This window comes from Shimia sp. W99 (assembly GCF_053851455.3).
Window position 1 is genome coordinate 1,684,349 of the sequence record NZ_JBSQBU020000001.1, and the last position, 24,519, is coordinate 1,708,867.

The 24,519-nt window shown below is 62.4% G+C and carries 23 protein-coding genes; 14 read left to right on the forward strand and 9 right to left on the reverse strand.

What is annotated here, in order from left to right:
* The first annotated feature begins 13 nt into the window (after positions 1-13).
* Together ACS3QZ_RS08335 and ACS3QZ_RS08340 are read left to right on the forward strand one after the other, a co-directional pair.
* A complete protein-coding gene (locus tag ACS3QZ_RS08335; RefSeq protein WP_456037420.1) occupies positions 14-1,510 on the forward strand; it encodes a phosphomannomutase/phosphoglucomutase in 1,497 nt (498 codons plus the stop codon).
* Positions 1,511-1,523: 13 nt separating this feature from the next.
* On the forward strand, positions 1,524-2,084 hold the full coding sequence (locus ACS3QZ_RS08340; RefSeq protein ID WP_456037421.1) for an NYN domain-containing protein: 561 nt from the start codon (positions 1,524-1,526) through the stop codon (positions 2,082-2,084).
* A 160-nt stretch (positions 2,085-2,244) separates the two neighbouring features.
* Here the strand turns inward: ACS3QZ_RS08340 and ACS3QZ_RS08345 are convergent, their stop codons facing one another.
* The 5 genes from ACS3QZ_RS08345 to ACS3QZ_RS08365 form a co-directional block, all read right to left on the reverse strand.
* Positions 2,245-4,257: a M3 family metallopeptidase gene (locus tag ACS3QZ_RS08345; RefSeq protein ID WP_456037422.1), complete on the reverse strand. Its 2,013-nt coding sequence runs from the start codon at positions 4,255-4,257 to the stop codon at positions 2,245-2,247.
* A 101-nt stretch (positions 4,258-4,358) separates the two neighbouring features.
* A complete protein-coding gene (locus tag ACS3QZ_RS08350) occupies positions 4,359-5,417 on the reverse strand; it encodes a HesA/MoeB/ThiF family protein (protein WP_456037423.1) in 1,059 nt (352 codons plus the stop codon).
* Positions 5,417-5,884: a dUTP diphosphatase gene (dut, locus tag ACS3QZ_RS08355; protein ID WP_456037424.1), complete on the reverse strand. Its 468-nt coding sequence runs from the start codon at positions 5,882-5,884 to the stop codon at positions 5,417-5,419. The genes ACS3QZ_RS08350 and dut overlap by 1 nt, the downstream gene beginning before the upstream one ends.
* A gap of 27 nt (positions 5,885-5,911) precedes the next feature.
* Positions 5,912-7,105, reverse strand: a complete 1,194-nt coding sequence (gene coaBC / locus ACS3QZ_RS08360) for a bifunctional phosphopantothenoylcysteine decarboxylase/phosphopantothenate--cysteine ligase CoaBC (protein WP_456037425.1) — start codon at positions 7,103-7,105, stop codon at positions 5,912-5,914.
* 70 nt (positions 7,106-7,175) lie between these two features.
* Positions 7,176-7,967, reverse strand: a complete 792-nt coding sequence (locus ACS3QZ_RS08365) for a ChaN family lipoprotein (RefSeq protein ID WP_456037426.1) — start codon at positions 7,965-7,967, stop codon at positions 7,176-7,178.
* A gap of 106 nt (positions 7,968-8,073) precedes the next feature.
* On the opposite strand from ACS3QZ_RS08365, the gene cobU reads away from it, so the two are divergent.
* The 4 genes from cobU to ACS3QZ_RS08385 all read left to right on the forward strand — a co-directional run bounded on the left by cobU (position 8,074) and on the right by ACS3QZ_RS08385 (position 11,679).
* A complete protein-coding gene (gene cobU / locus ACS3QZ_RS08370) occupies positions 8,074-8,595 on the forward strand; it encodes a bifunctional adenosylcobinamide kinase/adenosylcobinamide-phosphate guanylyltransferase (protein ID WP_456037427.1) in 522 nt (173 codons plus the stop codon).
* Entirely contained in the window at positions 8,592-9,170 is a 579-nt protein-coding gene (locus tag ACS3QZ_RS08375) for a histidine phosphatase family protein (RefSeq protein ID WP_456037428.1), read from the forward strand. The genes cobU and ACS3QZ_RS08375 overlap by 4 nt, the downstream gene beginning before the upstream one ends.
* A gap of 58 nt (positions 9,171-9,228) precedes the next feature.
* Entirely contained in the window at positions 9,229-10,095 is an 867-nt protein-coding gene (locus tag ACS3QZ_RS08380) for a glutathione S-transferase N-terminal domain-containing protein (protein ID WP_456037429.1), read from the forward strand.
* Between the two features lie 69 nt (positions 10,096-10,164).
* A complete protein-coding gene (locus ACS3QZ_RS08385; RefSeq protein ID WP_456037430.1) occupies positions 10,165-11,679 on the forward strand; it encodes a YifB family Mg chelatase-like AAA ATPase in 1,515 nt (504 codons plus the stop codon).
* On the opposite strand, the gene gshB is transcribed toward ACS3QZ_RS08385, so the two are convergent.
* From gshB to rsmI, 3 genes are all read right to left on the reverse strand, one after another.
* Positions 11,680-12,615, reverse strand: a complete 936-nt coding sequence (gene gshB / locus ACS3QZ_RS08390; RefSeq protein WP_456037431.1) for a glutathione synthase — start codon at positions 12,613-12,615, stop codon at positions 11,680-11,682. It abuts the gene before it with no gap.
* A gap of 64 nt (positions 12,616-12,679) precedes the next feature.
* A complete protein-coding gene (locus tag ACS3QZ_RS08395; protein WP_456039323.1) occupies positions 12,680-13,033 on the reverse strand; it encodes a YraN family protein in 354 nt (117 codons plus the stop codon).
* A gap of 19 nt (positions 13,034-13,052) precedes the next feature.
* Positions 13,053-13,910 carry a 16S rRNA (cytidine(1402)-2'-O)-methyltransferase gene (gene rsmI, locus ACS3QZ_RS08400; protein WP_456037432.1) on the reverse strand — a complete coding sequence of 286 codons (858 nt, stop codon included), beginning with the start codon at positions 13,908-13,910 and terminating at the stop codon, positions 13,053-13,055.
* Positions 13,911-14,007: 97 nt separating this feature from the next.
* On the opposite strand from rsmI, the gene ACS3QZ_RS08405 reads away from it, so the two are divergent.
* The 4 genes from ACS3QZ_RS08405 to ACS3QZ_RS08420 all read left to right on the forward strand — a co-directional run bounded on the left by ACS3QZ_RS08405 (position 14,008) and on the right by ACS3QZ_RS08420 (position 20,088).
* Positions 14,008-15,180, forward strand: coding sequence for a penicillin-binding protein activator (locus ACS3QZ_RS08405; RefSeq protein WP_456037433.1), 1,173 nt, complete (start codon positions 14,008-14,010; stop codon positions 15,178-15,180).
* Positions 15,140-17,950, forward strand: a complete 2,811-nt coding sequence (locus tag ACS3QZ_RS08410; RefSeq protein WP_456037434.1) for a [protein-PII] uridylyltransferase — start codon at positions 15,140-15,142, stop codon at positions 17,948-17,950. The genes ACS3QZ_RS08405 and ACS3QZ_RS08410 overlap by 41 nt, the downstream gene beginning before the upstream one ends.
* On the forward strand, positions 17,947-19,491 hold the full coding sequence (murJ, locus tag ACS3QZ_RS08415) for a murein biosynthesis integral membrane protein MurJ (protein ID WP_456037435.1): 1,545 nt from the start codon (positions 17,947-17,949) through the stop codon (positions 19,489-19,491). The genes ACS3QZ_RS08410 and murJ overlap by 4 nt, the downstream gene beginning before the upstream one ends.
* A gap of 78 nt (positions 19,492-19,569) precedes the next feature.
* Positions 19,570-20,088, forward strand: coding sequence for an HdeD family acid-resistance protein (locus tag ACS3QZ_RS08420; RefSeq protein ID WP_456037436.1), 519 nt, complete (start codon positions 19,570-19,572; stop codon positions 20,086-20,088).
* A 3-nt stretch (positions 20,089-20,091) separates the two neighbouring features.
* On the opposite strand, the gene ACS3QZ_RS08425 is transcribed toward ACS3QZ_RS08420, so the two are convergent.
* Positions 20,092-20,778, reverse strand: a complete 687-nt coding sequence (locus ACS3QZ_RS08425) for a rhomboid family intramembrane serine protease (RefSeq protein ID WP_456037437.1) — start codon at positions 20,776-20,778, stop codon at positions 20,092-20,094.
* Between the two features lie 74 nt (positions 20,779-20,852).
* Between ACS3QZ_RS08425 and trpS the strand changes: the two genes are divergently transcribed.
* The 4 genes from trpS to ACS3QZ_RS08445 all read left to right on the forward strand — a co-directional run bounded on the left by trpS (position 20,853) and on the right by ACS3QZ_RS08445 (position 24,375).
* Positions 20,853-21,893, forward strand: a complete 1,041-nt coding sequence (gene trpS, locus ACS3QZ_RS08430) for a tryptophan--tRNA ligase (RefSeq protein ID WP_456037438.1) — start codon at positions 20,853-20,855, stop codon at positions 21,891-21,893.
* Positions 21,894-22,244: 351 nt separating this feature from the next.
* Entirely contained in the window at positions 22,245-23,108 is an 864-nt protein-coding gene (locus tag ACS3QZ_RS08435; RefSeq protein ID WP_456037439.1) for a branched-chain amino acid aminotransferase, read from the forward strand.
* Positions 23,109-23,174: 66 nt separating this feature from the next.
* Positions 23,175-23,630, forward strand: coding sequence for a universal stress protein (locus tag ACS3QZ_RS08440; protein WP_093090135.1), 456 nt, complete (start codon positions 23,175-23,177; stop codon positions 23,628-23,630).
* A 262-nt stretch (positions 23,631-23,892) separates the two neighbouring features.
* Entirely contained in the window at positions 23,893-24,375 is a 483-nt protein-coding gene (locus ACS3QZ_RS08445; RefSeq protein ID WP_456037440.1) for a hypothetical protein, read from the forward strand.
* Positions 24,376-24,519: the final 144 nt, after the last annotated feature.

Genomic DNA, 24,519 nt, shown 5'->3' on the forward strand with positions numbered 1-24,519 from the left:
GAGACTATTTGCAATGACCCGTCCTATTTACGACGTCGCACCGAACACCTGGGAATTCCTGCGCGATCCGATGATCAAGCCGACCGGCTTTCGCGAATATGATGCGCGGTGGAAATTCCCGGACGAAATCAACCTGCCCGGCATGACCGCACTGGGCCTGGGTCTGGGCACACAGATGCGTCGTCGTGGGATCGCCCCGGTCATCGCCGTGGGCAACGACTATCGCGACTATTCCCTGTCGATCAAACACGCGTTGATCCTGGGCCTGATGCGCGCCGGGATCACGGTCAAGGATATCGGCCCGGCGGTCTCGCCCATGGCCTATTTCTCGCAATTCCACCTTGATGTGCCCGCCGTGGCCATGGTCACCGCGTCGCACAATCCCAATGGCTGGACCGGCGTCAAGATGGGGTTTGACCGCCCGCTGACCCACGGACCGGACGAGATGGCCGAACTGCGCGATATCGTCCTGAACGGCGATTTTGAAGAGGCCCCCGGTGGCGCCTATGAATTCGCCGAAGGTGTGAAAGACGCCTATATCGACGATCTGGTGGGCGACTTCAAAATGTCCCGCCCGCTCAAGGTGGTCTGTGCCACCGGCAATGGCACGGCGGCCGCCTTCGCGCCCGAGATTTTCGAACGCATCGGCGTCGAAGTCGTGCATTCCCACACCGAACTCGACTACACCTTCCCCAACTACAACCCCAACCCTGAAGACATGCACATGCTGCATGACATGGCCGACACGCTCAAGGCGACAGGCGCCGACCTGGCACTCGGTTTTGACGGGGATGGCGACCGCTGCGGCGTGGTCGATGACGAGGGTGAAGAGATCTTTGCCGACAAGGTCGGCGTAATCATGGCCCGCGATCTCTCCAAGATCTACCCCAACGCCACTTTCGTGGCCGACGTGAAATCCACCGGTCTTTTCGCCGCCGACCCCGAGCTTCAGGCCAACGGCGTCACCGCAGACTACTGGAAAACCGGCCACAGCCACATGAAGCGCCGGGTCAAGGAAATCGGCGCCCTGGCAGGATTCGAGAAATCCGGCCACTACTTCCTCGCCGAACCTATCGGGCGTGGCTATGACTGCGGCATGCGCGTCGCCGTCGAGGTCTGCAAGATGCTCGACCGCAACCCGGACAAATCCATGTCCGACCTGCGCAAGGCCCTGCCCAAGACGTGGTCCACCCCCACCATGTCCCCCTATGCCGCCGATACCGAGAAATACGACATCCTCGAACGGCTGGTCGCGAAACTGGTGGCCAAGCATCAGGCGGGCGAAACCTTCGCGGGCCGCGCCATCAAAGAGGTCGTCACCGTCAACGGCGCCCGCGTCATCCTCGACAACGGCTCCTGGGGCCTCGTGCGCGCCTCGTCGAACACCCCGAACCTGGTCGTGGTCTGCGAAAGCGCCGAAAGCGAAGCCGAAATGCGCGCCATCTTCGATGCCCTGAACGAGGTGATCCGCACCGAACCCGGCGTCGGAGAATACGACCAGACGATCTGACCGCACAACGCCTTTGAAACATCTCTGGCTTCTGATCGCCCTCGTGTCGGCAGGTGGCGCCGCTCTTGGCGCCACCCGTCCGGAATGGCAGTGGTTTGCCATGGCAACCGGAGCAGTAGCTATCGCGGCCGCCCTTGTCTGGCTGTGGCGCATCCTGCGGCTGCGCCGCCCCGCGCGCCCGTTCCTCATCATTGACGGCTCCAATGTGCTCTACTGGGACGGAAACACCCCCAAACTCGACACCGTCATTTCTCTCGTGGACCATCTCGAGAAAAAGGGCTTCGACCCCGGTGTGATCTTCGACGCCAATGCCGGGTATCTCGTCTCTGATCGCTATCTCGACGACCGCGCTTTCGCACGCCTTTTGAACCTGCCCGTAAAACAGGTGATGGTCGTCCCCAAAGGCACACCCGCCGACCAGTATATCCTGCAAGCCTCGCAGGATTTCGGCGTCCAGATCGTCACGAACGACCGCTTCCGCGACTGGGCCGATGCCTATCCAGAGGAAGCGACCCCAAAGAACCTGATCACCGGCGGGTGTTCCAAAGGCAAGATCTGGTTCAAGTCCCTTTGATCTGTTTTTCCTTTTGCCTCAAATATCCCGGGGGTGGTGTTTGAAAATGCAGGCATTTTCAAACCAGGGGGCTGGCCCCCTCCCAGGCTCAGCTTTGCTGAGCCCCGCCCAACCAGCCGCTTGCATCTTCGATGCAATCCAGACCGGGCGGGAGAGCCCCTCAGGCCGCCAGACCCCGCCCTTTCAAGAGTGCCTCAACCCCCGGCAGCCGCCCCCGGAACCGCACGTACAAATCATCCGCCTCAACCGACCCGCCGGTCGACAGGATATGCGCCTCCAGCGCCTTCGCGGTTTCCGCATCAAACGCATCCCCGGCCTCGGTAAAGGCCTCGAACGCGTCCGCATCCATCACCTCGGACCACATGTAGCTGTAATAACCGCTCGAATACCCGTCCCCGGCAAAGACATGGGCGAAATGCGGCGTGGCGTGGCGCATAGTGATCGCACGCGGCATCCCCAACCCTTCCAGCACCTCCGCCTGTTTCGCCATGGGATCGGCAGGCGCTGCACCCTCATGAAACCCAAGGTCCACCAGCGCCGAAGCCACGTATTCCACCGTCTGGAATCCCATGTCGAAATTCGCCGCCCCCAACACCTTCTCCAGCATCTCCCGCGGCATCGCTTCGCCGGTTTCCGCATGGGTCGCAAACTCGGCCAGTACCTCCGGCACCTCCAGCCAATGCTCATAAAGTTGGCTGGGCAGCTCCACGAAATCGCGCGCCACAGACGTGCCCGAAACGCTTTCATAGGTCACGTCCGACAGCATCTGGTGCAGCGCATGGCCGAACTCGTGAAACAGCGTGCGCGCATCGTCATAGCTCAAAAGCGCCGGATCGCCCTTTGCAAAATTGCAAACATTGATCACCACCGGCGCCTGCACTTCGGGAAATTTCGCCTGCCCGCGCATCGCCGAACACCACGCGCCCGACCGCTTCGACCCGCGCGCAAAGTAATCCCCAATGAATACCGCCACATGGGCGCCCTCCCGCGTTACCTCCCACGCCCGGCAATCGGGGTGATACAGCGGCACATCCAGCGGTGTGAACTTCAGACCAAACAGCCGGTTTGCACAGGCAAACGCCGCCTCGATCATCCGGTCGAGTTGCAGATACGGCTTCAGCGTCGCCTCATCCAGATCATGCTCCGCCTTGCGCCGCTTCTCCGCATAGTAACGCCAGTCCCACGGCTCCAGCGGCCCGTTCACCCCGTCCGCCTGCATCATCTCGGTCAACACGGCCGCATCCGCCTCGGCCCGCGCCTTGGCGGGTTCCCAGACCGCCATCAACAGGTCCCGCACCGCGCCGGGCGTCTTGGCCATCTCGGTTTCCAGCTTGTAGTCGGCAAACGTGTCATAGCCCAAAAGCTTGGCCCGCTCCTCGCGCAGCGCCAGAATCTCCGCCGCAATCGCCCGGTTGTCGGTCTCGCCCCCATTGGCGCCCCGCGCCCCCCAAGCCTGAAACACCTTTTCCCGCAAATCACGGCGCGGCGAGAACTGCAGGAACGGTACGATCAGCGACCGTGACAGTGTCACCACAGGACCGCCCGCGCCCTTTTCCTCTCCGGCTGAACGCGCCGCATCCACCACGAAGCCAGGCAGCCCCTCAAGATCGGCCTCCGTCAGTTCCATGAACCACTCGCGCTCATCCGCCAACAGGTTCTGGGTGAACTCGGTGCCCAACACCGCCAGCCGTCCCTTGATTTCCTGCATCCGCGCGTCCTGATCCCCGGTCAGCGCCGCGCCCCCGCGCACGAAGCCGCGATGGGTCAGCATCAGCACCCGCGCCTGCTCGTCGGTCAGATCCAGCCCATCACGCCCCTCCGAGACCTCGGCAATCCGCGCGAACAAAGCCTTGTTGGAGGCGATTTCCGCCGAATGCTGCGCCAGTTTCGGCGAAAATTCCCGCTGCAATGCCTGCCGTGCCGGATTGCTGTCTGCACCCGCCACGGTGAAGAACACCGACAATACCTTGTCCAACGCCACACCCGCTGCCTCCAGCGCCTCTACCGTGTTGGCGAATGTCGGCGGTTCGGGATTGTCGGAAATCGCCGCAATCTCGGCCTTGTGCGCGCTCAGCGCCTCTTCAAAGGCAGGCGCAAAATCCTCGTCCGAAATCGCTGAAAATGGTGCCAGTTGAAACGGGGTCGTCCAGTCGGACAAAAGCGGGTTGGTCATGCATCAAACTCCTTTGACGCCAACCTAAGCACGACCCGCACGGGCCGCAATCGTCCGTCTGCGAATTTGATCACCGATGCAATACCGACAGGATACCGACGTTATACCGACGCCGCCAAACGGCCTTTTTCCGCGCCACAGACTGGGCAATCCTCGCGCCGCCTCAGCCCGATCTTGCGGGTTTCGCCCCAAAGCGCGTCATAGATCATCATCTCGCCCCTGAGCGCCGCCCCGGCCCCGGTGATTACCTTGATTGCCTCAACCGCCATCATCGTGCCCACCACGCCCGGCAACGGCCCGATCACCCCCGCCTCCGCACAGCTCGGCGCCAGCCCCGCCGCCGGGGCCTCCGGGAAAATGCACTGATAACAAGGGGCTCCCGAAGCCGGATCAAAAACGCTCAATTGCCCTTCCCATTGCGACAAAGCCCCGGAAATCAAGGGCACGCCCTGCTCCACGCACACGCGGTTCACCAGATAACGCGTGTCGAAATTGTCGGTTCCGTCCAGCACCAGATCGTATTCCGCGATCAACGCCCCGGCCTCATCCTCGGCCAACCGGCGATGATAGGGCCGGACCTCGACAAAGGGGTTCTGCGCAATCATCGCCTCGCGGGCCGAAAACACCTTGGGCGTACCAATCGCATCGTCGCGATGAATGACCTGCCGCTGCAGGTTCGAATTGTCGACCGTGTCGTCATCCACGATGCCGATCGTTCCGACACCTGCGGCCGCCAGATAAAGAAGAGCAGGTGAGCCAAGCCCCCCTGCACCAATCACCAAAACCTTGGCATCCTTCAGTTTTTTCTGACCAAGCCCGCCCATTTCCCGCAGCACGATATGGCGCGCATAGCGATTGAGCTCCGTGTCGGAAAAGGGGCCAACCGGCGGTTCAGGCGCGTCAGGCTGCGCGCGACGACGCAAGGCCCGCAATCCCTGCCGATAGATCAGGATCGCCGCCACGGCCCCGCCGATCATCAACCATAATGCAAGACTGCCCCCGGTGGCACTGCGCAGCGGACTGGCTTGCGGCATCGCGGCCTGCACGCCCAATACAGCGACATAGAGCACACCGATCATCATCCAGCGCGCGCGTTTGGGCGCGCCCATCAACGCGCCAATCCCCCAAAGGAATGCGGCCAATCCAAGAACCAGAAGCATCAGCTCACCCCGGTCGAGCCAAATCCGCCCGTGCCCCGCGCGGTCTCGTTCAACGCGTCCGCCATGGCGAAATCCCCGCGCACCACCGGCGCCACCACCAACTGCGCCATGCGCATGCCGTGTTCGACGTGAAACGGTGCATCCCCCGCATTGAGCACGATCAAACCAAGCGGTCCGCGATAGTCGCTGTCGATCGTGCCGGGCGTGTTGGGCAAGGTGATCCCATGCTTGAGCGCCAACCCGGACCGCGGTCGCACCTGAACTTCGTAACCTTCGGGAATTTCCATGCGCAGCCCGGTCGGGATCAACGCGCGCGCGCCCGGTTCCAGAACAACGCCAGAGCGCTGATCGGGCGGGAAATTCGCGCGCACATCCGCCCCCGCCGCGCCCTTGGTCTCGTAGCCGGGCAGCGGCACGTCATGATCCGCCCCCTCCAGCCAGGCCAGCTTGATCGGCACAGCGCTCATGTCACGTCCCCCATGTCTTTCAATGACTTACCCCAGCGCGGCCGCGATGCGGACCGACAGTTGATGCGCCACTTCATCTTTGCCCATCCGGGGCCAGCTCTCGGCCCCCTCGTCGGAAATCAGGGTCACCGCGTTTTCTGCGCCACCCATGATCCCCGTCTCCGGGCTCACGTCATTGGCCACGATCCAGTCGCACTGTTTGCGCAACCGTTTGGCCGTGGCATTGGCAATCACGTCGTCCGTCTCGGCTGCAAACCCGACCACAAGGCGGGGCCGCCCGTCCGTCATCTGGCTCACGGTGGCAAGGATGTCAGGGTTCTCGGCAAATTCCATGCTCGGAATCTGCCCCTTGTCCTTCTTGATCTTGCTGTCCGAAGCACTGGCCACCCGCCAATCCGCCACCGCCGCCGCGAACACCGCCGCATCCACCGGCAACACGGCCTGCACCGCTTCGAGCATCTCTGCAGCGGTCTGCACTTCGACAACATGCACCCCTTCCGGTCTGTCCGCATCTGCCGGCCCCGTGACAAAGACAACATCAGCCCCCATCACGGCCAGCGCGCGCGCAATCGCCGTGCCCTGCGCCCCGGACGACCGGTTCGCGATATAGCGCACCGGGTCAATCGGCTCGTGTGTCGGCCCGGATGTCACCAACACCCGTCGCCCGGTCAGCGGCCCTTCCGCCAGCGCCGTTTCAATTGCCGCCACAATCTCCAGCGGTTCGGACATGCGCCCCGGTCCAAACTCACCACAGGCCATGTCCCCTTCATTCGGCCCCACCACCGAAATCCCGTCGCCGCGAAGGCGCGACACGTTGCGCCGCGTCGCCGGATGCTCCCACATTCGCACATTCATTGCAGGCGCGATCAGAACCGGCGTATCGGTTGCCAGCAACAACGTCGAGGCAAGGTCGTTCGCCATGCCGTTTGCCATTTTTGCCATCAGGTCCGCCGTCGCGGGTGCCACGACGATCAAATCCGCGGAGCGCGACAGCTGAATATGGCCCATTTCGGCCTCGTCCGTCAGGTCAAACAGGTCGCGATAAACCTTTTCACCCGCGAGAGACGACACCGACAGGGGGGTTACGAATTCCTCACCAGCGCGGGTCAGCACCGGCGTCACCCACGCGCCGCGCTCGCGCAGCCGCCGGATCAGGTCCAGCGATTTGAAGGCGGCGATCCCGCCGCTAATGATCAGCAAAATCCGCTTGTCTGTCAGCAATTTGCGGCCCTCCAAAGCCAAACCGCCCCAAACTTAGGCTGCGGCGCGCCTGGACACAAGCAAGCTTGCGCTACTGGAACGCCTTGCAGGGGTCTTCACGTTCGGCCGGGGCGGTCACGATCCAGAAATCATGGGGTTGCCCCGGCTCTGGCACCGCTTCCAACTGTGCCACCGACACCATGTCGAGCTCTTCCGACAACAGGGCCGGCGCTCCCCAATCGGTCCGCGCATGGCCGTTCCCGGTGATCACCACAACCGGCCCACCCGTTTCTTCCAGCACCTGCGTCACCGCACGGGCCAGCGTCGCATCGCGCAGCCGCTGCACCATGACCATGCCCGGCAACATCGTCTCGGGTAAAGCATCGCAATGTGCGGCCATCTGCAATGCCTCGCGCACCGCCTGCTGCGCCTCGGGCAAGGGGGCGGTCAGGCCGAACCGGGCAGCGTCATCGCCGAACCGCGCGGCTACGCCATCGCCCATAACCGCAGCCCGCGCAACGTCGCGTGGCACCTGGGCACCATAGACAGCCGCCCTGCCCCCGGCTTGAAACACCGGATAATACATCGCGAAATCCGGCCAACCGCTAGCCGCCCATTCAAGAGCTTTTGCCATATTTTCAGCATCTTGAAGCAAATCCGGAGTAACAAGCGCCGCCTTCTGCGGCGTCAGCATCTCATAAACCACCGCCGCAGGCCGCAAGGCCTTCACACCCTCTGCCTGATTGGCATGGTGATGCGGGTTATCGTGCAGCTCGCCAAGGAAAATCACATCCCGGTCGGCAAAACTTGCCAGACGATCCGGGGTAATCTCTTCCGCATATAGCGGCGCGGAAATCAGGGTCAGGGCCAGAACTGTTCTCATGGTCTCACAAATGCCATCCCGGTAGACCCGTTTCAACCCGCGCCACCGCTTGCGCTCCTTCACGAATTTGCGCAGTCTCCGTCCGGAAACAGGCAACAGGAAGCCGATGCTTGCAAAACTCTCACTGATCCTTGGCGGGGCGTCCTCGGGCAAGTCCGCCTTTGCGGAAACCCTCGTGGTCAACTCCGGCGCGCCACGCGTCTATATCGCCACGGCACAGGCATTTGACGACGAGATGCGCAACAAGATTACCGCCCATCTCGCCATGCGCGGCGATCAGTGGCGCACGATTGAAACCGCCCTTGGAGCAGCGGACGCCCTGGCGGAGGTTGCGCAGGACGAAGTGGTCTTGCTGGATTGCGCAACCATGTGGCTCTCCAATCACTTGCTGGCCGATTCCGATCTGGAACTGGAAACCCAATCGCTTTTGTTGGCGCTGGAAAACTGCCTCGGGCGGGTTGTTGTCGTGTCCAACGAAGTCGGCCTTGATGTCGTGCCCGACAACGCGCTGGCGCGGAGGTTTCGAGACGCACAAGGCAAGCTCAACCAACAGATCGCCACCCGCGCCGATCTTGTTGCTCTGGTCGTCGCGGGCCTTCCGATGGCCCTCAAAGGCTCCCTTTCATGACCACGCTTTACCTTGTCCGCCACGGACCCACTCACGCCAAATCCATGGTCGGCTGGTCCGATCTGCCTGCCGACCTTTCCGACACCGCAGCCATCGCGCGGCTCTGCGAATTTCTCCCCAGCGACGCCACGGTGATAAGCTCCGATCTCAGCCGCGCCAGCGCCACCGCCGACGCCATCCAGCAGGACCGCCCGCGCCTGCCCCATGACCCGGATTTGCGCGAGATCCATTTCGGCGATTGGGAGCTGAAAACATTCCACGAAATTGAAGCCGCCGACCCCCATCGCATCCGCGCCTATTGGGAAAACCCCGGCGACGTGCGCCCGCCGGGCGGAGAAAGCTGGAACGAGACCAGCGCGCGCGTCGACGCCGCGATCGACCGCCTGATCGCCGCACATCAGGGGCGCAACCTCATTGCCGTGGCCCATTTCGGTGTGATCCTGACCCAGATCCAGCGCGCCGACCAATTGACCGCATCGGAAGCCTTCTCTCACAGAATCGACAATCTGTCGGTCACGTCGATCTCCATCCGCCCGGACGGCTGGACGCTGGGACATATCAATCACATTCCGTGATGATCATCGTCAAAACCTTTGTCTTTGGCGATTGACCATGTCTTGCTAGCCTCGCTGTATGACATATCAGCTTCTTCTCGGCGATTACGCCTATTCCTCGTGGAGCTTGCGTGGCTGGCTCCTTTTTGAAAAATTTGGCATTGCGCGCACGTCGCAGATGCTTGATTTCTCGCAACAATCCGTGGCCGAGCAACTGGCCCAACATGCCCCGGCACGCACGGTTCCCACGATGATCACTCCCGAAGGCGCGATCGTCTCCGAAAGCCTCGCTATCGCCGAGGAACTCGCCAGCCGCCATCCCGAAGCCGGGATCTGGCCCGCCGATCCCCGTGCGCGCGCCACCGCGCGCACGCTTGCCGCCGAGATGCATGCCGGTTTCGGAGCCTTGCGCAATGACTGCCCGATGAACCTGCGCCAGAGCTTTGTCGACACACAGCCCTCCGACACGGTTCTCGCCGATCTCGACCGGCTGGAAACCATCTGGGACCACGCACGTGCCTCCTGCGAAAGTGATGGCCCGTGGCTTTTTGGCGCCTACACGGCGGCGGATGCGTTTTTTGCCCCCGTCGCGGCTCGGATTGCCGGATACAGCCTACCCGTGAACGCCCCGGCCCAAGCCTATGTCGACGCGCACCTCAACGACGACGCGTTCCGGCGCTGGCGCGCCATGGGCCTAGTGCATGGCGCAACCCTGACCCGATATGCAAAACCGTTTGAAACACGCCCCTGGCCCGGCCCCGCGCCCCTCAAGGCGACAGCGGTCGAAGGCCCCGAGGCCGAAAACACCACCTGTCCCTATTCTGGGCGCCCGGTGACGCACGCGCTGGAACTGCAAGGGCGACGCTTTGGGTTTTGCAACGCGTTCTGCCGGGACAAGACCGCCGCCGACCCCGCCGCATGGCCCGCCTTCATGGCACTTTTGTAGGGCGGCATTTACCTTTCGCTAACCACGTCGCGTTTACCAATCTTAACAGGATCGGTCTAAGGAGCGACAATGGTTGCGCGCGCATACACGGTGGCGTTCGAAGGTGTCACGGCTCATCAGGTCGAGGTGCAATGCGCCGTGACCGCGGGCTTGCCCGCGTTCTCCATCGTCGGCCTGCCGGACAAGGCGGTGTCCGAAGCCCGCGACCGCGTCCGCGCAGCGCTGTCGTCGATGGCCATCGCCCTGCCCTCCAAGCGCATCACCATCAACCTTTCCCCGGCCGACCTGCCCAAGGAAGGCAGCCACTTTGATCTCCCCATCGCGCTGGCCCTTCTGGCCGCGCTCGGGATCGTACCCGGGGACGCCGCCGAGGGCACCGTATCATTGGGCGAACTGTCATTGGACGGCACGCTTGTGCCCGTCACCGGCGCACTGCCGGCGGCCATGTCCGCCGCCGAAGAAGACCGCATCCTGCTGTGCCCGCGCGCCAGCGGCCCCGAAGCCGCCTGGGTGGCTGCGACACAGGTGATCGGCGCAGCCTCGCTCGCGGACGTGGTGCGCCACTATACCGGCCAGTCGCCGCTGCCGCCTTCGGAACCCGGCGAAGTCTCCGAGACCGGCCATCTGCGCGACCTGCGCGAGGTCAAGGGTCAGGAACGGGCCAAGCGCGCACTCGAAATCGCCGCCGCCGGGCGCCACCACCTTTTCATGGTTGGCGCGCCGGGCTCCGGGAAATCCATGCTAGCGGCGCGCCTGCCCTCGATCCTGCCCCCGCTCAGCCCAGCCGAGGCGCTGGAAACCTCGATGATCCATTCCGTGGCCGGTTTGCTGGATCAGGGAGGCATTTCCCGCACCCGCCCGTTTCGCGAACCACACCACACAGCCTCCATGGCGGCCATCGTTGGCGGTGGGCGGCGCGCCCTTCCGGGCGAAATATCACTGGCCCATAACGGCGTTTTGTTCATGGACGAACTGCCAGAGTTCGCCCGCCCTGTACTCGAAACCCTGCGCCAGCCGATCGAGACCGGACAGGTGATGATTGCGCGGGCGAATGCCCACGTGACCTATCCCTGCAAATTCATGCTGATCGCGGCGGCCAACCCTTGTCGCTGCGGACATATGTACGACCCCGAGCGCGCCTGCGCCCGCGTGCCCGCCTGCGGTGAAGATTACCTCGGGCGTCTTTCCGGCCCCTTGCTGGACCGGCTCGACCTGCGGATCGAGGTTCCGCCCGTGCGCTACACCGACCTTGACCTGCCCGCCGACGGGGATACATCGGAAACCGTCCGCGACCGCGTCCTCGCAGCCTGCGATATCCAAAACACGCGCTTTGCCGACCACCCGGATCTGCGCAGCAACGCCGACGTCCAAGGCGCGCTTCTCGAGGAAATCGCCACGCCCGACTCCGAAGGGCGCGAATTGCTGGGCAAAGTGGCCGCGCGCTTTGGCCTGTCCGCACGCGGGTATCACCGCGTCCTCCGCGTGGCGCGCACGATTGCCGACCTTGCGGGCAGCGACACGGTGCGCAAACCCCACGTGGCCGAGGCGGTCAGCTTCCGCCTTACCGGCGCACGCGAAGTCTGATCAGGCGCGTTTGGCCTCAATCGCCTGCCAGATCTTTTCGGCCACGTTGATCCCGTCGAACCGTTCCAGTTCCTGAATGCCCGTCGGCGAGGTCACGTTGATCTCGGTGAGGTAATCGCCGATCACGTCGATCCCCACAAAGACCTGCCCCTTTTCGCGCAGAAGCGGACCAATCGCCTCGCAAATCTCGCGGTCCCGCGCGCTCAGCGCTATCTTCTCGGGCCGCCCGCCCACATGCATGTTGGAACGGGTCTCACCGGCGGCAGGTACCCTGTTGATTGCGCCCACCGGTTCGCCATCGACAAGGATCACCCGCTTGTCGCCATTGCTGACATCCGGCAAAAACTTCTGAACGATCAGCGGCTCACGGCTGAACCCGGTGAACAATTCATGCAGCGAGGTCAGGTTGCGATCATTGCGGTCCAGACGGAACACCCCAGCCCCGCCATTGCCGTAAAGGGGCTTCAGGATCACGTCACCGTGTTTTTCCTTGAACGCCTTGATGGTCGCCAGATCTCGCGCGATCGTGGTCGGCGGGGTCAGATCTGGAAAGTCCAGAACCAACAGTTTCTCGGGGTAGTTGCGTACCCAGAACGGGTCATTCACCACCAGCGTCTCGGGCATCAACCGGTCCAGGATATGCGTCGAGGTGATGTAATGCATGTCGAACGGGGGATCCTGACGCAGCCAAACCACGTCAAAATCCGCAAGATCCACATGAACCTCCGGCCCAAGATCGACATGGTTGCCCTGCTCGCGGCGCACCTGCATCTCGTGCCCGCGCGCGGTAATACGCCCTTCTTCATAGGCTAGCTTGTCCGGCGAATAATAAAACAGCTCATGGCCACGCGCCTGCGCCTCTTCGGCAAGGCGGAACGAGCTGTCAGCGTTGATGTCGACCGACTGGATCGGGTCCATCTGAAAAGCGATCTTCATATGGGGCAACCTCTGTTGATGTCACCACTACATGGCCCAAGCCCCGCCCGCTTGCAATGGCTGCTCAGGCCGCCATCAACGCGTTTTCAATGATTTTCACCGCACCGGTGACATCCACCAGCGCCACGTCAAACCGCGCGTCGGTCAAAAGCCCGCGTGGCTCGCCACCAAGAAACTCTTCTCCGGCGGCCAACAGGCGCGCCATCTGGCGCGGTTGCAGGCGCTGCGCCGCGCGATGGAAACTGCGGCTTTTCTTGACCTCGACAAAAATCACCTCGTCACCGCGCCGCATGATCAGGTCAATCTCTCCGCTACGCCCGCGCCAGCGCTGATGCACCACGTGCATCCCCTGTCGCTCGTATTCCCGCGCCACGTTCGCCTCGGCCGCCTGCCCCGCATGATAATTTGTCCCCGACATCATCACGCCCTCCGCTGCTTCAATCCTTCTTCAACTTAAGGGCCAGTTGATAAATTTTCCGTTTATGCGCCCCAAACGCCTGCGCCACCGCTTCTGAGGCATCGCGCACACTCATCGTTTCCAACGCTGTGACCAGCGCCGCCTCGATATCGTCCTCCCCGGCACCTTCGCCGCGCGCACGATCAATGAGAACCACGATTTCTCCCTTGAAATTGCGCTCTAGCGCCACGCTACTCAACTCGGACAGCGACCCGCGCAGCACCTCTTCGAACTTCTTCGTCAACTCCCGGCAAATCGCCGCCTCGCGCCCCGCGCCAAGCACTTCGGCGGCATCCGACAGCATCGCGCCAACCCGCTTGGGGGATTCGTAAAACACCAATGTCCCCGGCACATCCTTCACCGCCTGAAGCGCGCTGCGCCGGGCGGACTTGGCACTGGGCAGGAACCCGGCAAAGAAAAACGCATCCGTCGGCAACCCCGCCAGCGTCAGCGCCGTGGCGACGGCGGACGGTCCGGGCGCCGACGTCACCAAATGCCCCGCCTCTGCCGCGGCGCGCGACAAATGATAGCCCGGATCGGCGATCAGCGGCGTCCCCGCCTCCGAGGCATACGCCACCGACCGACCATCGGCCAGAAACCCCAGCAGCTTTTCCCGCGCCCCGGCGCCAGAGTGATCGTGATAGGATATCAGCGGGCGATCCCCGAGCGGCACGCCATGAATCTCCAGCAACCGCCGCATAGACCGCGTGTCCTCGGCTGCAATCACATCGGCCGAGGCCAGAACGTCCAGCGCCCTGAGCGTGATGTCGCGCGCCGTGCCGATCGGTGTGGCGACAAAGTACAAACCAGGTCGCAATTTCTCGGTCTTGTAATTCACCTCTGGACCCGCCTTTCGCTACGTTTATGATTGCACCCCATCGGGCGGCCGGATCAGAGTTGCGGACCCGACCCCAATGGGAGTGGAGATATTCGTGATGTTTGCTTTTCTTAAACCCGCCCGCAAGCTTCTGAAAGGGGCCGCACTTGGATTGGCGAGTTTTGCGCTGTTCGCTTGTGAACCCACTGGGCTGAGCACCGGACCGACCATCTCGACCAACGCCCCGGTGCCAGTGGCGCTTCTCGTGCCCAAGGGGTCAGGCAACTCTGGCGATGCCCTTCTGGCGCAAAGCCTTGAAAACGCGGCGCGTTTGGCCATCGCGGATCTTCAGGGCGTGCAGATCGACCTGCGGGTCTATCCCACGGCCGGGCAGGCAGCCACCGCACAGGCCGCCGCCATTCAGGCGGTGAATGAAGGCGCCAAGATCATTCTTGGTCCGGTGTTTGCAGAGGCCGCGAACGCAGCGGCCAAGGCCGTGGTCAACCGCAAGATCAACGTCATGGCCTTCTCCAACAACACCACGATTGCCGGGGGCAACCTCTTTGTCCTGGGCCCGACATTCGAAAACACCGCCGACCGCCTCGTTGGCTTCTCCAAGCGCAACGGCAGGGAACGCATCATGGTCGTGCATGCCGAAAACGTTTCGGGCCAGATTGGACGCAATGCCATCCTGTCCGCGATTTCGCGCAACAACGCGACCGAGGCGGGCACCGTGTCCTACCAGTTCTCACAGGAAGGCGTCATCGCGGCCACGTCACAGATCAAGCTCAACGCCGATCAGAATCAGGCCGACGCGATCTTCCTGACCTCGGACACCTCCGGCGCCCTGCCATTGCTGACACAGGTTCTGCCCGAGGCCGGTCTCAGCCCCGCCACCACCCAGTTTATCGGCCTGACCCGCTGGGACATCCCGGCCCAGACGCTCGAACTGCCGGGGGTTCAGGGCGGCTGGTTCGCCATGCCCGACCCGCAGCTCACGCAACAGTTCCAGACCCGCTATGCACAGGCTTATGGCGGCCTGCCCCACCCGATCGGTGGGCTGGCCTATGACGGGATTGCGGCGATCGGCGCACTGGTCAAGGCGGGCAAGAGCGATGCATTGACGACGGGCGCCCTCACCCAAGGCGCAGGTTTTCAGGGTGTGAACGGCATTTTCCGCCTTCGCGCTGACGGTACGAATGAACGCGGGCTGGCCGTGGCCACGATCCGCGACAAGAAGGTTGTAATCATTGACCCTGCCCCAACCCGATTCGGCGGTGCCGGCTTCTGAGCCCGGCGCGGATATCATCACACTGCCCAAGGACACGCTGATCTGCGATCCTGACCAGATCTTCGACCACAAATCCATCCGGGCGGATCTCGACGCTCTTGTTGAAGAAAAAAGCGATGACCGTGCCTTTCGGGGGGCGGTCGTCAAGCTGCTGTCGACCCGCCGCAAGGAAGGCATGGCCCGCATCGCGGACTCGTTTCGGGAAAAACCATTCGCCGCGCGGGAAATGACCCGCTCCTATACGTGGCTGACCGACTGCCTTGTCGGCTGCGCCTTTCACGTGGCCACGACCCAATTGCACCCGCTGCCGAACCCGACCGAATCCGAACGTCTGGCGCTCTTGGCGGTGGGTGGGTACGGACGGGGTGAAATGGCACCGCAATCGGATGTCGACCTGCTGTTCCTGACCCCCTACAAGATCACGGCCTGGGCCGAGAGCGTGATTGAATCCATGCTCTACATCCTGTGGGATCTGCGCCTCAAGGTTGGTCACTCAAGCCGCACCGTCAAGGATTGCCTGCGCCTCGGGGGCGAAGATTACACCATCCGCACCGCGCTGCTGGAAAACCGCTTTCTCTGGGGGGATGAGGCCCTTGCCACCGAGTTGAACAAACGTCTCCGGGCGGAACTGTTCACCGGCACGGAACGGGAGTTCATCGAGGCCAAGCTCTCCGAACGCGAGGCGCGCCACCTCAAGCAGGGCGAACGCTATGTCGTTGAGCCCAACGTGAAAGAGGGCAAGGGGGGCCTGCGCGATCTGCAATCGCTGTTCTGGATCGCGAAATATGTCTACCACGTTCAGGACGTTTCCGAACTCGTCGCGCTCAAGGTATTGACCAAGGACGAACTCGAAAGCTTCATCGACGCCGAAAACTTCCTTTGGGCAGTGCGCGGACACCTTCACCTGATCGCCGGGCGCCCGGTCGAACAGCTGACCTTTGACGTGCAGGTCGAAGTGGCCGACCGACTGGGCTATGTCGACAGGGGTGGGCGCCGCGCGGTCGAACATTTCATGCAGGATTATTTCCGCAAGGCGACCTCGGTGGGCGACCTGACCCGCATCCTTCTGACCAAGCTGGAGGCGGACCACGCCAAGGCCGCCCCCTTGATGGAGCGTATTTTCCGCCGCCGCCGCAAGGTCAAGCCCGAGTATGTCGTGATAAACAACCGCCTCGCGGTGGTCGATGACGAAGCGTTTCTTTCCGACAAGCTCAACCTCTTGCGTATCTTCGACGAAGGCTTGCGCACCGGGCTTTTGATCCACCCGGATGCCATGCGCCTTGTCACTGCCAACCTCGACCTTATCGACGACGACATGCGGGCCAACAAGGAAGCGCGCAAGATCTTCCTCGGACTTTTGCTGAAACACGGCAACCCGGAACGCGCCCTGCGGCGGATGAACGAACTGGGCGTACTGGCCGCCTTCCTTCCCGAATTCGAACCCATCGTGGCGATGATGCAGTTCAACATGTATCACTCCTACACGGTGGACGAACACACGATCCAGGTCATCGCCAATCTTGACCGGATCGAACGCGACGAACTACGCGAGGAACTGCCTCTCAGCTCGGACATCATCAAATCGGGCATCAACCGCCGCGTGCTTATGGTGGCGCTGCTTTTGCACGACATTGGCAAGGGCCGCGACATCGACCATTCCGTGCTGGGCGCCCAGATCGCCCGCCGCGTCGCCCCGGCACTTGGCCTGCCCAAGGCGGAATGCGAGACGGTCGAATGGCTGGTGCGGTATCACCTCCTGATGTCCGACACCGCCCAGAAACGCGACATCGCCGATCCGCGCACCGTGCGCGATTTTGCCAAGGCGGTGCAGACGGTCGACCGGCTGAACCTTCTGACCGTTCTGACCGTCTGTGACATTCGCGGCGTCGGGCCGGACACGTGGAACAACTGGAAGGCGGTCCTGATCCGCGCGCTCTACCGCCAGACCAAGCTGGTTCTGGAAGACGGGATGGAGGCGATCACCCGCGAAAACCGAGGCACCGAGGCCAAGAAACTCCTGCGCAAGGAGCTGGCCGACTGGCCCGCCAAAGAGCTCAAACGTGAAACCGGGCGCCATTACGATCCTTACTGGCAGGGGCTGCATGTCACCGCGCACAAGGTTTTTGCCGAGCTGCTGCGCGACATCCAGGACGATGAGGTCCGCATCGACCTTCACCCGGACGAAGATCGCGACGCCACCCGCGCCTGCTTTGCCATGGCCGACCATCCCGGCATCTTCAGCCGCATGTGCGGTGCCCTGGCGCTTGTCGGGGCCAATATCGTGGATGCGCGCACCTTCACGTCCAAGGACGGGTATGCCACCGCCGCCTTCTGGATCCAGGACATCGAGGGCCACCCTTTCGAGGCCTCGCGCCTGCCCCGCCTGCGCCAGATGATCGAAAAGACCCTGCGCGGCGAGGTACTCACTACCGAAGCCATCAAGTCGCGCGACGTGATCAAGAAACGCGAACGTGCCTTCCGGGTGCCCACGACCATCACCTTCGACAATGACGGCTCCGATATCTACACCATCATCGAAGTCGACACCCGCGACCGCCCGGGCCTCTTGTTCGACCTGACCCGGACTTTGGCCAACAACAACGTCTACATCGCTTCTGCGGTCATCGCGACCTTCGGAGAGCAGGTGGTCGACAGCTTCTATGTCAAGGACATGTTCGGGCTCAAATTCCACTCCGAAGCCAAGCAGCGGACGCTTGAAAAACGCCTGCGCGAAGCGATCGAAAAAGGCGTGGAAAGGGCGACCTCTTGAAGCCAATCCGGCTGATATCCGGTTTTCTGACCGTCGGCTTCTGGACCCTGATGAGCCGGGTCCTCGGCTTTGCGCGTGAAATCCTGATTCTCGCCTATATCGGACCAGGCAGTGCGCTTGACGCCTTCGTCGCCGCCTTCCGCCTGCCCAACATGTTCCGCCGCTTCTTTGCCGAAGGCGCCTTCAACGCGGCTTTCGTGCCAATGTTCGCCAAGAAATACGAAGGCGACGAGGACGCCTCCGCCTTTGCCCGCGATGCCTTCAACCTACTGGCCGTCACCGTGTTGGGCTTGGCCGCTCTGGCGATGATCTTCATGCCCGCTCTGGTCTGGCTCACCGCCGAAGGCTTTTATGGCGATGAACGCTTCGACATGACGGTCGGCTTTGGCCATATCGTCTTTCCCTATATCGTCTTCATGTCCCTCGCGGCGCTGTTTTCGGGCATCCTGAATGCCACCGGGCGCTTTGCCGCCGCTGCGGCGGCGCCGGTTCTGCTCAACGTGATGGTGGTGCCTGCCCTGATTATCGGGGCGGCAGTGGGGGGCGACGTGGTCATGTGGCTGGTCTGGACCATCCCGATCGCCGGTGTCGCCCAACTGGCCCTTGTCTGGATCGCAACCTTGCGCGCGGGCATTTCCTTTCGCCCCGGCCTGCCCCGCGTCACCCCCGACATGCGGCGAATGCTGGCGATTGCCGTTCCCGCCGCGTTGGCCTCGGGCGTCATGCAGATCAACCTTGTCGTCGGCCAGATCGTCGCCTCGGCCACCCCCGGTGCCGTGAGCTGGCTCTTTGCCGCCGACCGTCTCTATCAACTGCCCCTCGGCGTGGTCGGCATCGCCGTTGGTATCGTGCTTTTGCCCGACCTTTCGCGCCGACTGCGTGCAGGCGATGATGACGGCGCGCGGTATGCCTTTTCCCGCGCCGGAGAGTTCGCGCTGTTCCTGACCATCCCCTGCGCCGTTGCGTTTCTCGTGATCCCGCTGCCGTTGGTCTCCGTCCTGTTCGAACGCGGCGCCACCGGCGCGGACGACAGTGCCGCCATCGCCGTGGCCGTGGCGATCTACGGGCTCGGCCTGCCCGCCTTCGTGCTGCAGAAATTGCTGCAGCCGCTCTATTTCGCCCGCGAAGATACGCGGCGCCCATTCCACTACGCCGTCTGGGCGATGATCGTGAACGCCGCTCTGTCCTTTGGCCTCTCTCCTTTCCTGAGCTGGATGGCCCCCGCCATTGCCGCCTCGGTTTCGGCTTGGGTCATGGTCGCACAGTTGGCTCTGGGCGCCCGCCGCTATGGCGCGGTGGCCAGATTCGACAACCGCCTGCGCAGCCGCCTCTGGCGGATCTGCCTCTGTTCGGGGGTCATGGCCGGCGCCCTATGGGGGGCAACGCTGATCCTCTCACCATGGCTCGGAATGCCCGGCTGGCGCTATGGCGCGCTGCTGGTCCTGATCGCGGCAGGAAGCGTCACCTACTTCCTTTCTGCGCATGTCACAGGCGCGTTCCGCTTCTCGGAACTACGTGGGGCCGCGCGCCGGTCTGCCTGACGAAATCCAGTTTTTCCTTGCCCTCTTCCCCGGATCGGTCGTTACTCGGGGCACAGACAGGACAATTGGAGAGCGAGTATGTCTAACTGGATTATCATGATGCTGGTCGGCATCCTGTCCCTCGTGGCCGGGATCGTCGCCCTGCTCAACCCCTTCGGGGCCTCGGTCGTGGCCACACTGATCACGGGATGGAGCTTTTTCATCCTCGGATTTCTGCAGCTTATCGCCGGGCTGCGCGCCGAAGGGGCGGGCAACAAGGTGCTGGGTGCCTTGCTCGGCCTGATCGCATTGTTTATCGGCATCAACCTTGTCGCCGAACCGCTGCGCGGCATGATCACCCTGACGATGATTGCCGGGATCATGTTTCTGGCCTCGGGCATCTTCAAGGCATGGTTCGGCTTTGCCAACACCCAAGGCAGCCTGCGCGGCGCGATGATGATCTCGGGCCTGGTGTCGATTGTGCTGGGTGTGATGGTGCTGTCGAACTTCCCGCAATCGGCCGCGGTCGTGCTGGGCGTATTGCTGGGCATCGAGCTTCTGTCCAACGGCATCAGCGCTATCGCGCTCGCCATGATCGGCAAGAAGATCGAAACCTGAACCTCAGTCGTGGCGGATCAGTTCCCTGATCCGCCGCCACCCGCCGGGAACCAGCAGGAATGACAACAGGAACCCGGCGATAAAGCCACAGACATCGGCAACCCAGCTCGGCGTTCCACCAAAGAGCAGGCCAAAGACCAGCTGGATCGCGACCAGCATCCCGATCAGCGTAAACGCCCGCGCCTGCGGCGCACCGATCACCCCCAGACGCACCCACATCAGAAAGGTGAACGCGCCGATCAACCCGTAGACGCCGGGATAAGACCCGATCAACGGCATCGACGCCCCGGTGATCAGCGCATAGCCCAGCGCCCCGACACTCCCCGAGAGGATGAACACGACCAGCGTGGCGGCCTGCGAAAACACTTCACCGACCATCTTGCCCATCGCCAGCAAAAGCACCGCGCCAAACAGGGTGTGAGTGAAATTGCCATGGATGAAAAGATAGGTCACGAACCGCCACAGGTGCTCGGTTGGCCAGCGGTTGTTGGTCAGCATCCATTGGAAAATATCAGTGGAAAACGCATATCTCTGGATCGCACCCAACCGCCATCCTACGGCTTCCGGCCCGCCTACCATGCCCTTGGACCCAAGCCAGAAAGCGGCTTCGATCCCCACGATCACAAGGAAAAGCGCCACCACGACAGGCGGCAACGGGTTGATCGGTCCGGGCTCTTGGGGGCTGCTCATGTCCACGCTCCTTGACGGCGATTTGCCCCATGGGTAAGGCAACACCGACTATAAATCCAGACGGAGTATTCCCCATGAACGAGGCGGTCCAAACGTCCTCCACCTTTACCCCACGCGTCTTTTCCGGGATCCAACCCTCGGGCGGCCTGACGCTGGGCAATTACCTTGGCGCGATGAAGCGCTTTGTCGACATGCAGAACGAAGGCTCCTACGAGACCGTCTATTGCATGGTCGACCTGCACGCGATCACCGTCTGGCAGGACCCCGAAAAGCTGCGCCATGCCACGCGCGAGCTCTGCGCCGGGTTCATCGCAGCGGGCATCGACCCGAACAAGTCGATCCTGTTCAACCAGTCCCAGGCCCCCGAACACGCGCAGCTGGCATGGATTTTCAACTGCGTCGCCCGTATGGGCTGGATGCAGCGCATGACCCAGTGGAAGGACAAGGCCGGCAAGAACCAGCAGAATGCGTCGCTGGGCCTGTTTGCTTATCCGGCGCTGATGGCGGCAGACATCCTGATCTACCACGCCACCCACGTCCCCGTGGGCGAGGACCAGAAACAACACCTCGAACTGACCCGCGACGTGGCGATCAAGTTCAACCACGACTACGGCGTTGATTTCTTCCCCATCACCGAACCGGTGATCGAGGGCGCGGCGACCCGCGTGATGTCCCTGCGTGACGGCTCCAAGAAGATGTCAAAATCCGATCCTTCGGATGCCAGCCGCATCAACATGACGGATGACGCCGACACCATCGCCAAGAAGATCCGCAAGGCCAAGACCGACCCCGACGCGCTGCCGTCCGAAGAAAAAGGTCTCGAAGACCGTCCCGAGGCGCGCAACCTCGTCAACATCTACGCCGCCCTTTCCGAACAGTCGGTCGAGGATGTGTTGCGCGACGTCGGCGGAAAGCAATTCTCCGAGTTCAAGCCGATGCTTTCGGACCTCGCCGTGGAAAAACTGGCCCCGATCAGCACCGAAATGGCCCGCCTGATGCAGGACCCGGCCGAGATCGACCGCATCCTTGGCCACGGCGCCCAGCAGGCCCGTACCCTGGCTGCACCGATCCTCAAGAAAACCTACGACATCGTCGGTATGATCTCGTCGACTTGAGCCCTCGCCGAGATGCTCATCAAAAAGGCGCGGCCCCGTTCGCGCCTTTTTTATTTGCCGATTTTCCATGCAACCCCGCCTGGATCGCGCCCATATCCGCCCCAGGCACCGAATTTTCTGCGCCGCAGCACGTATCTTCACGAATCCGTCGCATCTATCCGTTAACCTCTTCTTACGTACCGGGTGTCTATTGCGGCACTCACCTGAAACCACAAAACGACTTTGGTACATTCTTTTTCAGCACCTGATCTTTCGCCCCCTCGGTCTCCCCAGCCCGAGGGGGCTTTTCCTTGTGGACCTCCTGCCCGACCGGACGTAGTCTCGCCCCCCGAGAGCGAGGGAGAATACCAGATGGCAGTTGGCACCAATATCCGAACCTATTTTGATGGCACTTGGCATGACGGTGATGTCCCGATCATGCGCGCCGCCGATCACGGCGCATGGCTTGGCTCTGGCGTCTTTGACGGGGCGCGGTTCGTGGGCGGTTTGATGCCCGATCTCGACAAGCATTGCGCCCGCGCCAACCGTTCTGCCGAGGCGCTGATGCTCAAGCCGACCGTGTCGACCGAAGAGATGGTCGAGATCGTCCGCGAAGGTGTCAAAGCCTATGACAAGGACGCTGCCGTCTACATCCGTCCGATGTATTGGGGTATCGGGGGCGACGTCACCGCCATCGTGCCTGATCAGGAAGAGACCGGATTTGCCATCTGTCTCGAACAGATCCCAATGGCGCCACCCGAGGCCAGCGCCACCCTCACGCGCACCCGTTTCCGCCGCCCCGTGCTCGAAGACGCCGTGGTCAATGCCAAGGCAGGCTGCCTATATCCCAACAACGCCCGCATGCTGTCCGAAGCGCGCTCCAAGGGTTTTGCCAACGCGCTCGTCGCCGATGCCATGGGCAACGTCGCCGAAACCGCCACCGCAAATATCTTCATGGTCAAGGAAGGCGAGGTCTTCACCCCGATCCCCAACGGCACCTTCCTCGCCGGGATCACCCGCGCCCGCCACATCAAGAACCTGCGCGCCGACGGGGTCACTGTGCATGAAACGGTCCTGGGCTTTGCCGATTTCGAAGCAGCCGACGAGGTCTTCATGTCCGGCAACATGAACAAGGTCACGCCCGTCACCGCCATTGAGGATCGCCAGTACCAGATCGGCCCCGTCACCCGCCGCGTGCGCGACATGTACTGGGACTGGGCCGTTTCGAACGGCTGAACCGGGCAAACACCTGTTGCGGAACACCGCTGAAGCGGCCATGATCCGCTGCAAACGGAGGGGATCATGCGTAAGTTTCTGGTCGTGCTGGATGACAGCCGCGAATGCCTCAACGCGATGCGGTTCGCCGCCATGCGTGCCTCCAACACCGGGGGCGGCGTCAAAATCCTGTCGATCATCCCGCCCGAGGAATTCAATCACTGGATCGGCGTCGGCGACATCATGCGCGAAGAAGCCCGCGAGCGCATCGAGGTGCATTTCGAAGTCTTCGCCAAATGGATGCGCGACCGTCAGGGCGTGGATCCCGAGCTGAAAATCCGTGAAGGCGAAGCCGTTTCCGAGATCCTGGCTGAGATCAAGGAAGACCGCGACATCGGCGTGCTCGTCCTTGGCGCGGGCACCGACCGCAAGGGCCCCGGCCCGCTGGTCTCCCAACTCTCCCGCAACTCCGGCAGCCTTCCTGTCCCGATCACCATCGTGCCGGGCGATCTGTCCAAGGAACAGCTAGAAGCGGTGACGTGACGCTGGGCGACCCACGGTCGCCGTTCTGGAGTTGCTTGCAACATAAGCTGAAGTGCTCGATGCCCGAGGCACCTCCACATCAGGCGCGCGTCTTAAGTGATGGACCGAAAGCAGGTCTTCCCCTAGCCTCAACTCATATCACTCTGTCGGGATTGGTCGTTTGGGCCGCCCTCATTCATCAATTTGCGCACCAATGGAGGAAACACTTTTGAAAAACCCACAACCGATTCAAACACTTCTTTCCGGAGTTGCCGCAGCCTCCATGATGTTGGCGGCCTCGCTGGCCTACGCTGCGGACGAAACCGTGCTGCCCACCAAGGGCGACGCCATTGAAACCTATTGGAGCGCCAAGTTCTGGACGATCTTCAAAAACAATACGCGAAAATCTTGCTTTATCGAATGGCGCAGCGAAAACAGCGTTGTGCAAGCCGGTTTGACGCGCGACCAGAACTCCGGCTATCTCGGCGCCTTCGTAAAGGGGTACGAACCCCCGGAAGGCGCGCACGAAATCACGATTGCCGTGAACGACAAGCTCTATGTCGGAAACGCAATCACCGAATCCCGCGCCATCTCGGGTGGACTCAAGGGCGGATACATCGTCTTCGACAATCCGAATTTTGTGAGCGACCTTGAAGAGGCCCGCGAATTCGTTGCGTTCCGGGGCTCCCCCCGTTCCATGACGGTAAAGGTCAAAACCCCCAAGAACGCCATCGACCGGGCGCGCGACTGCATGGCGACTTTCTGATCGGTTAGGCGCGCTGCAAAAGTAGCCTGGTTTTTGGATGCTCAACGACCGGGCGCCGTCAAAGGGGGGCACGAGTTTCCCAATCCGGGCATCGAGAACCAAATACCACGCATTCCAGCAAGGTTGAAGGAAGGGGGGCTCGCG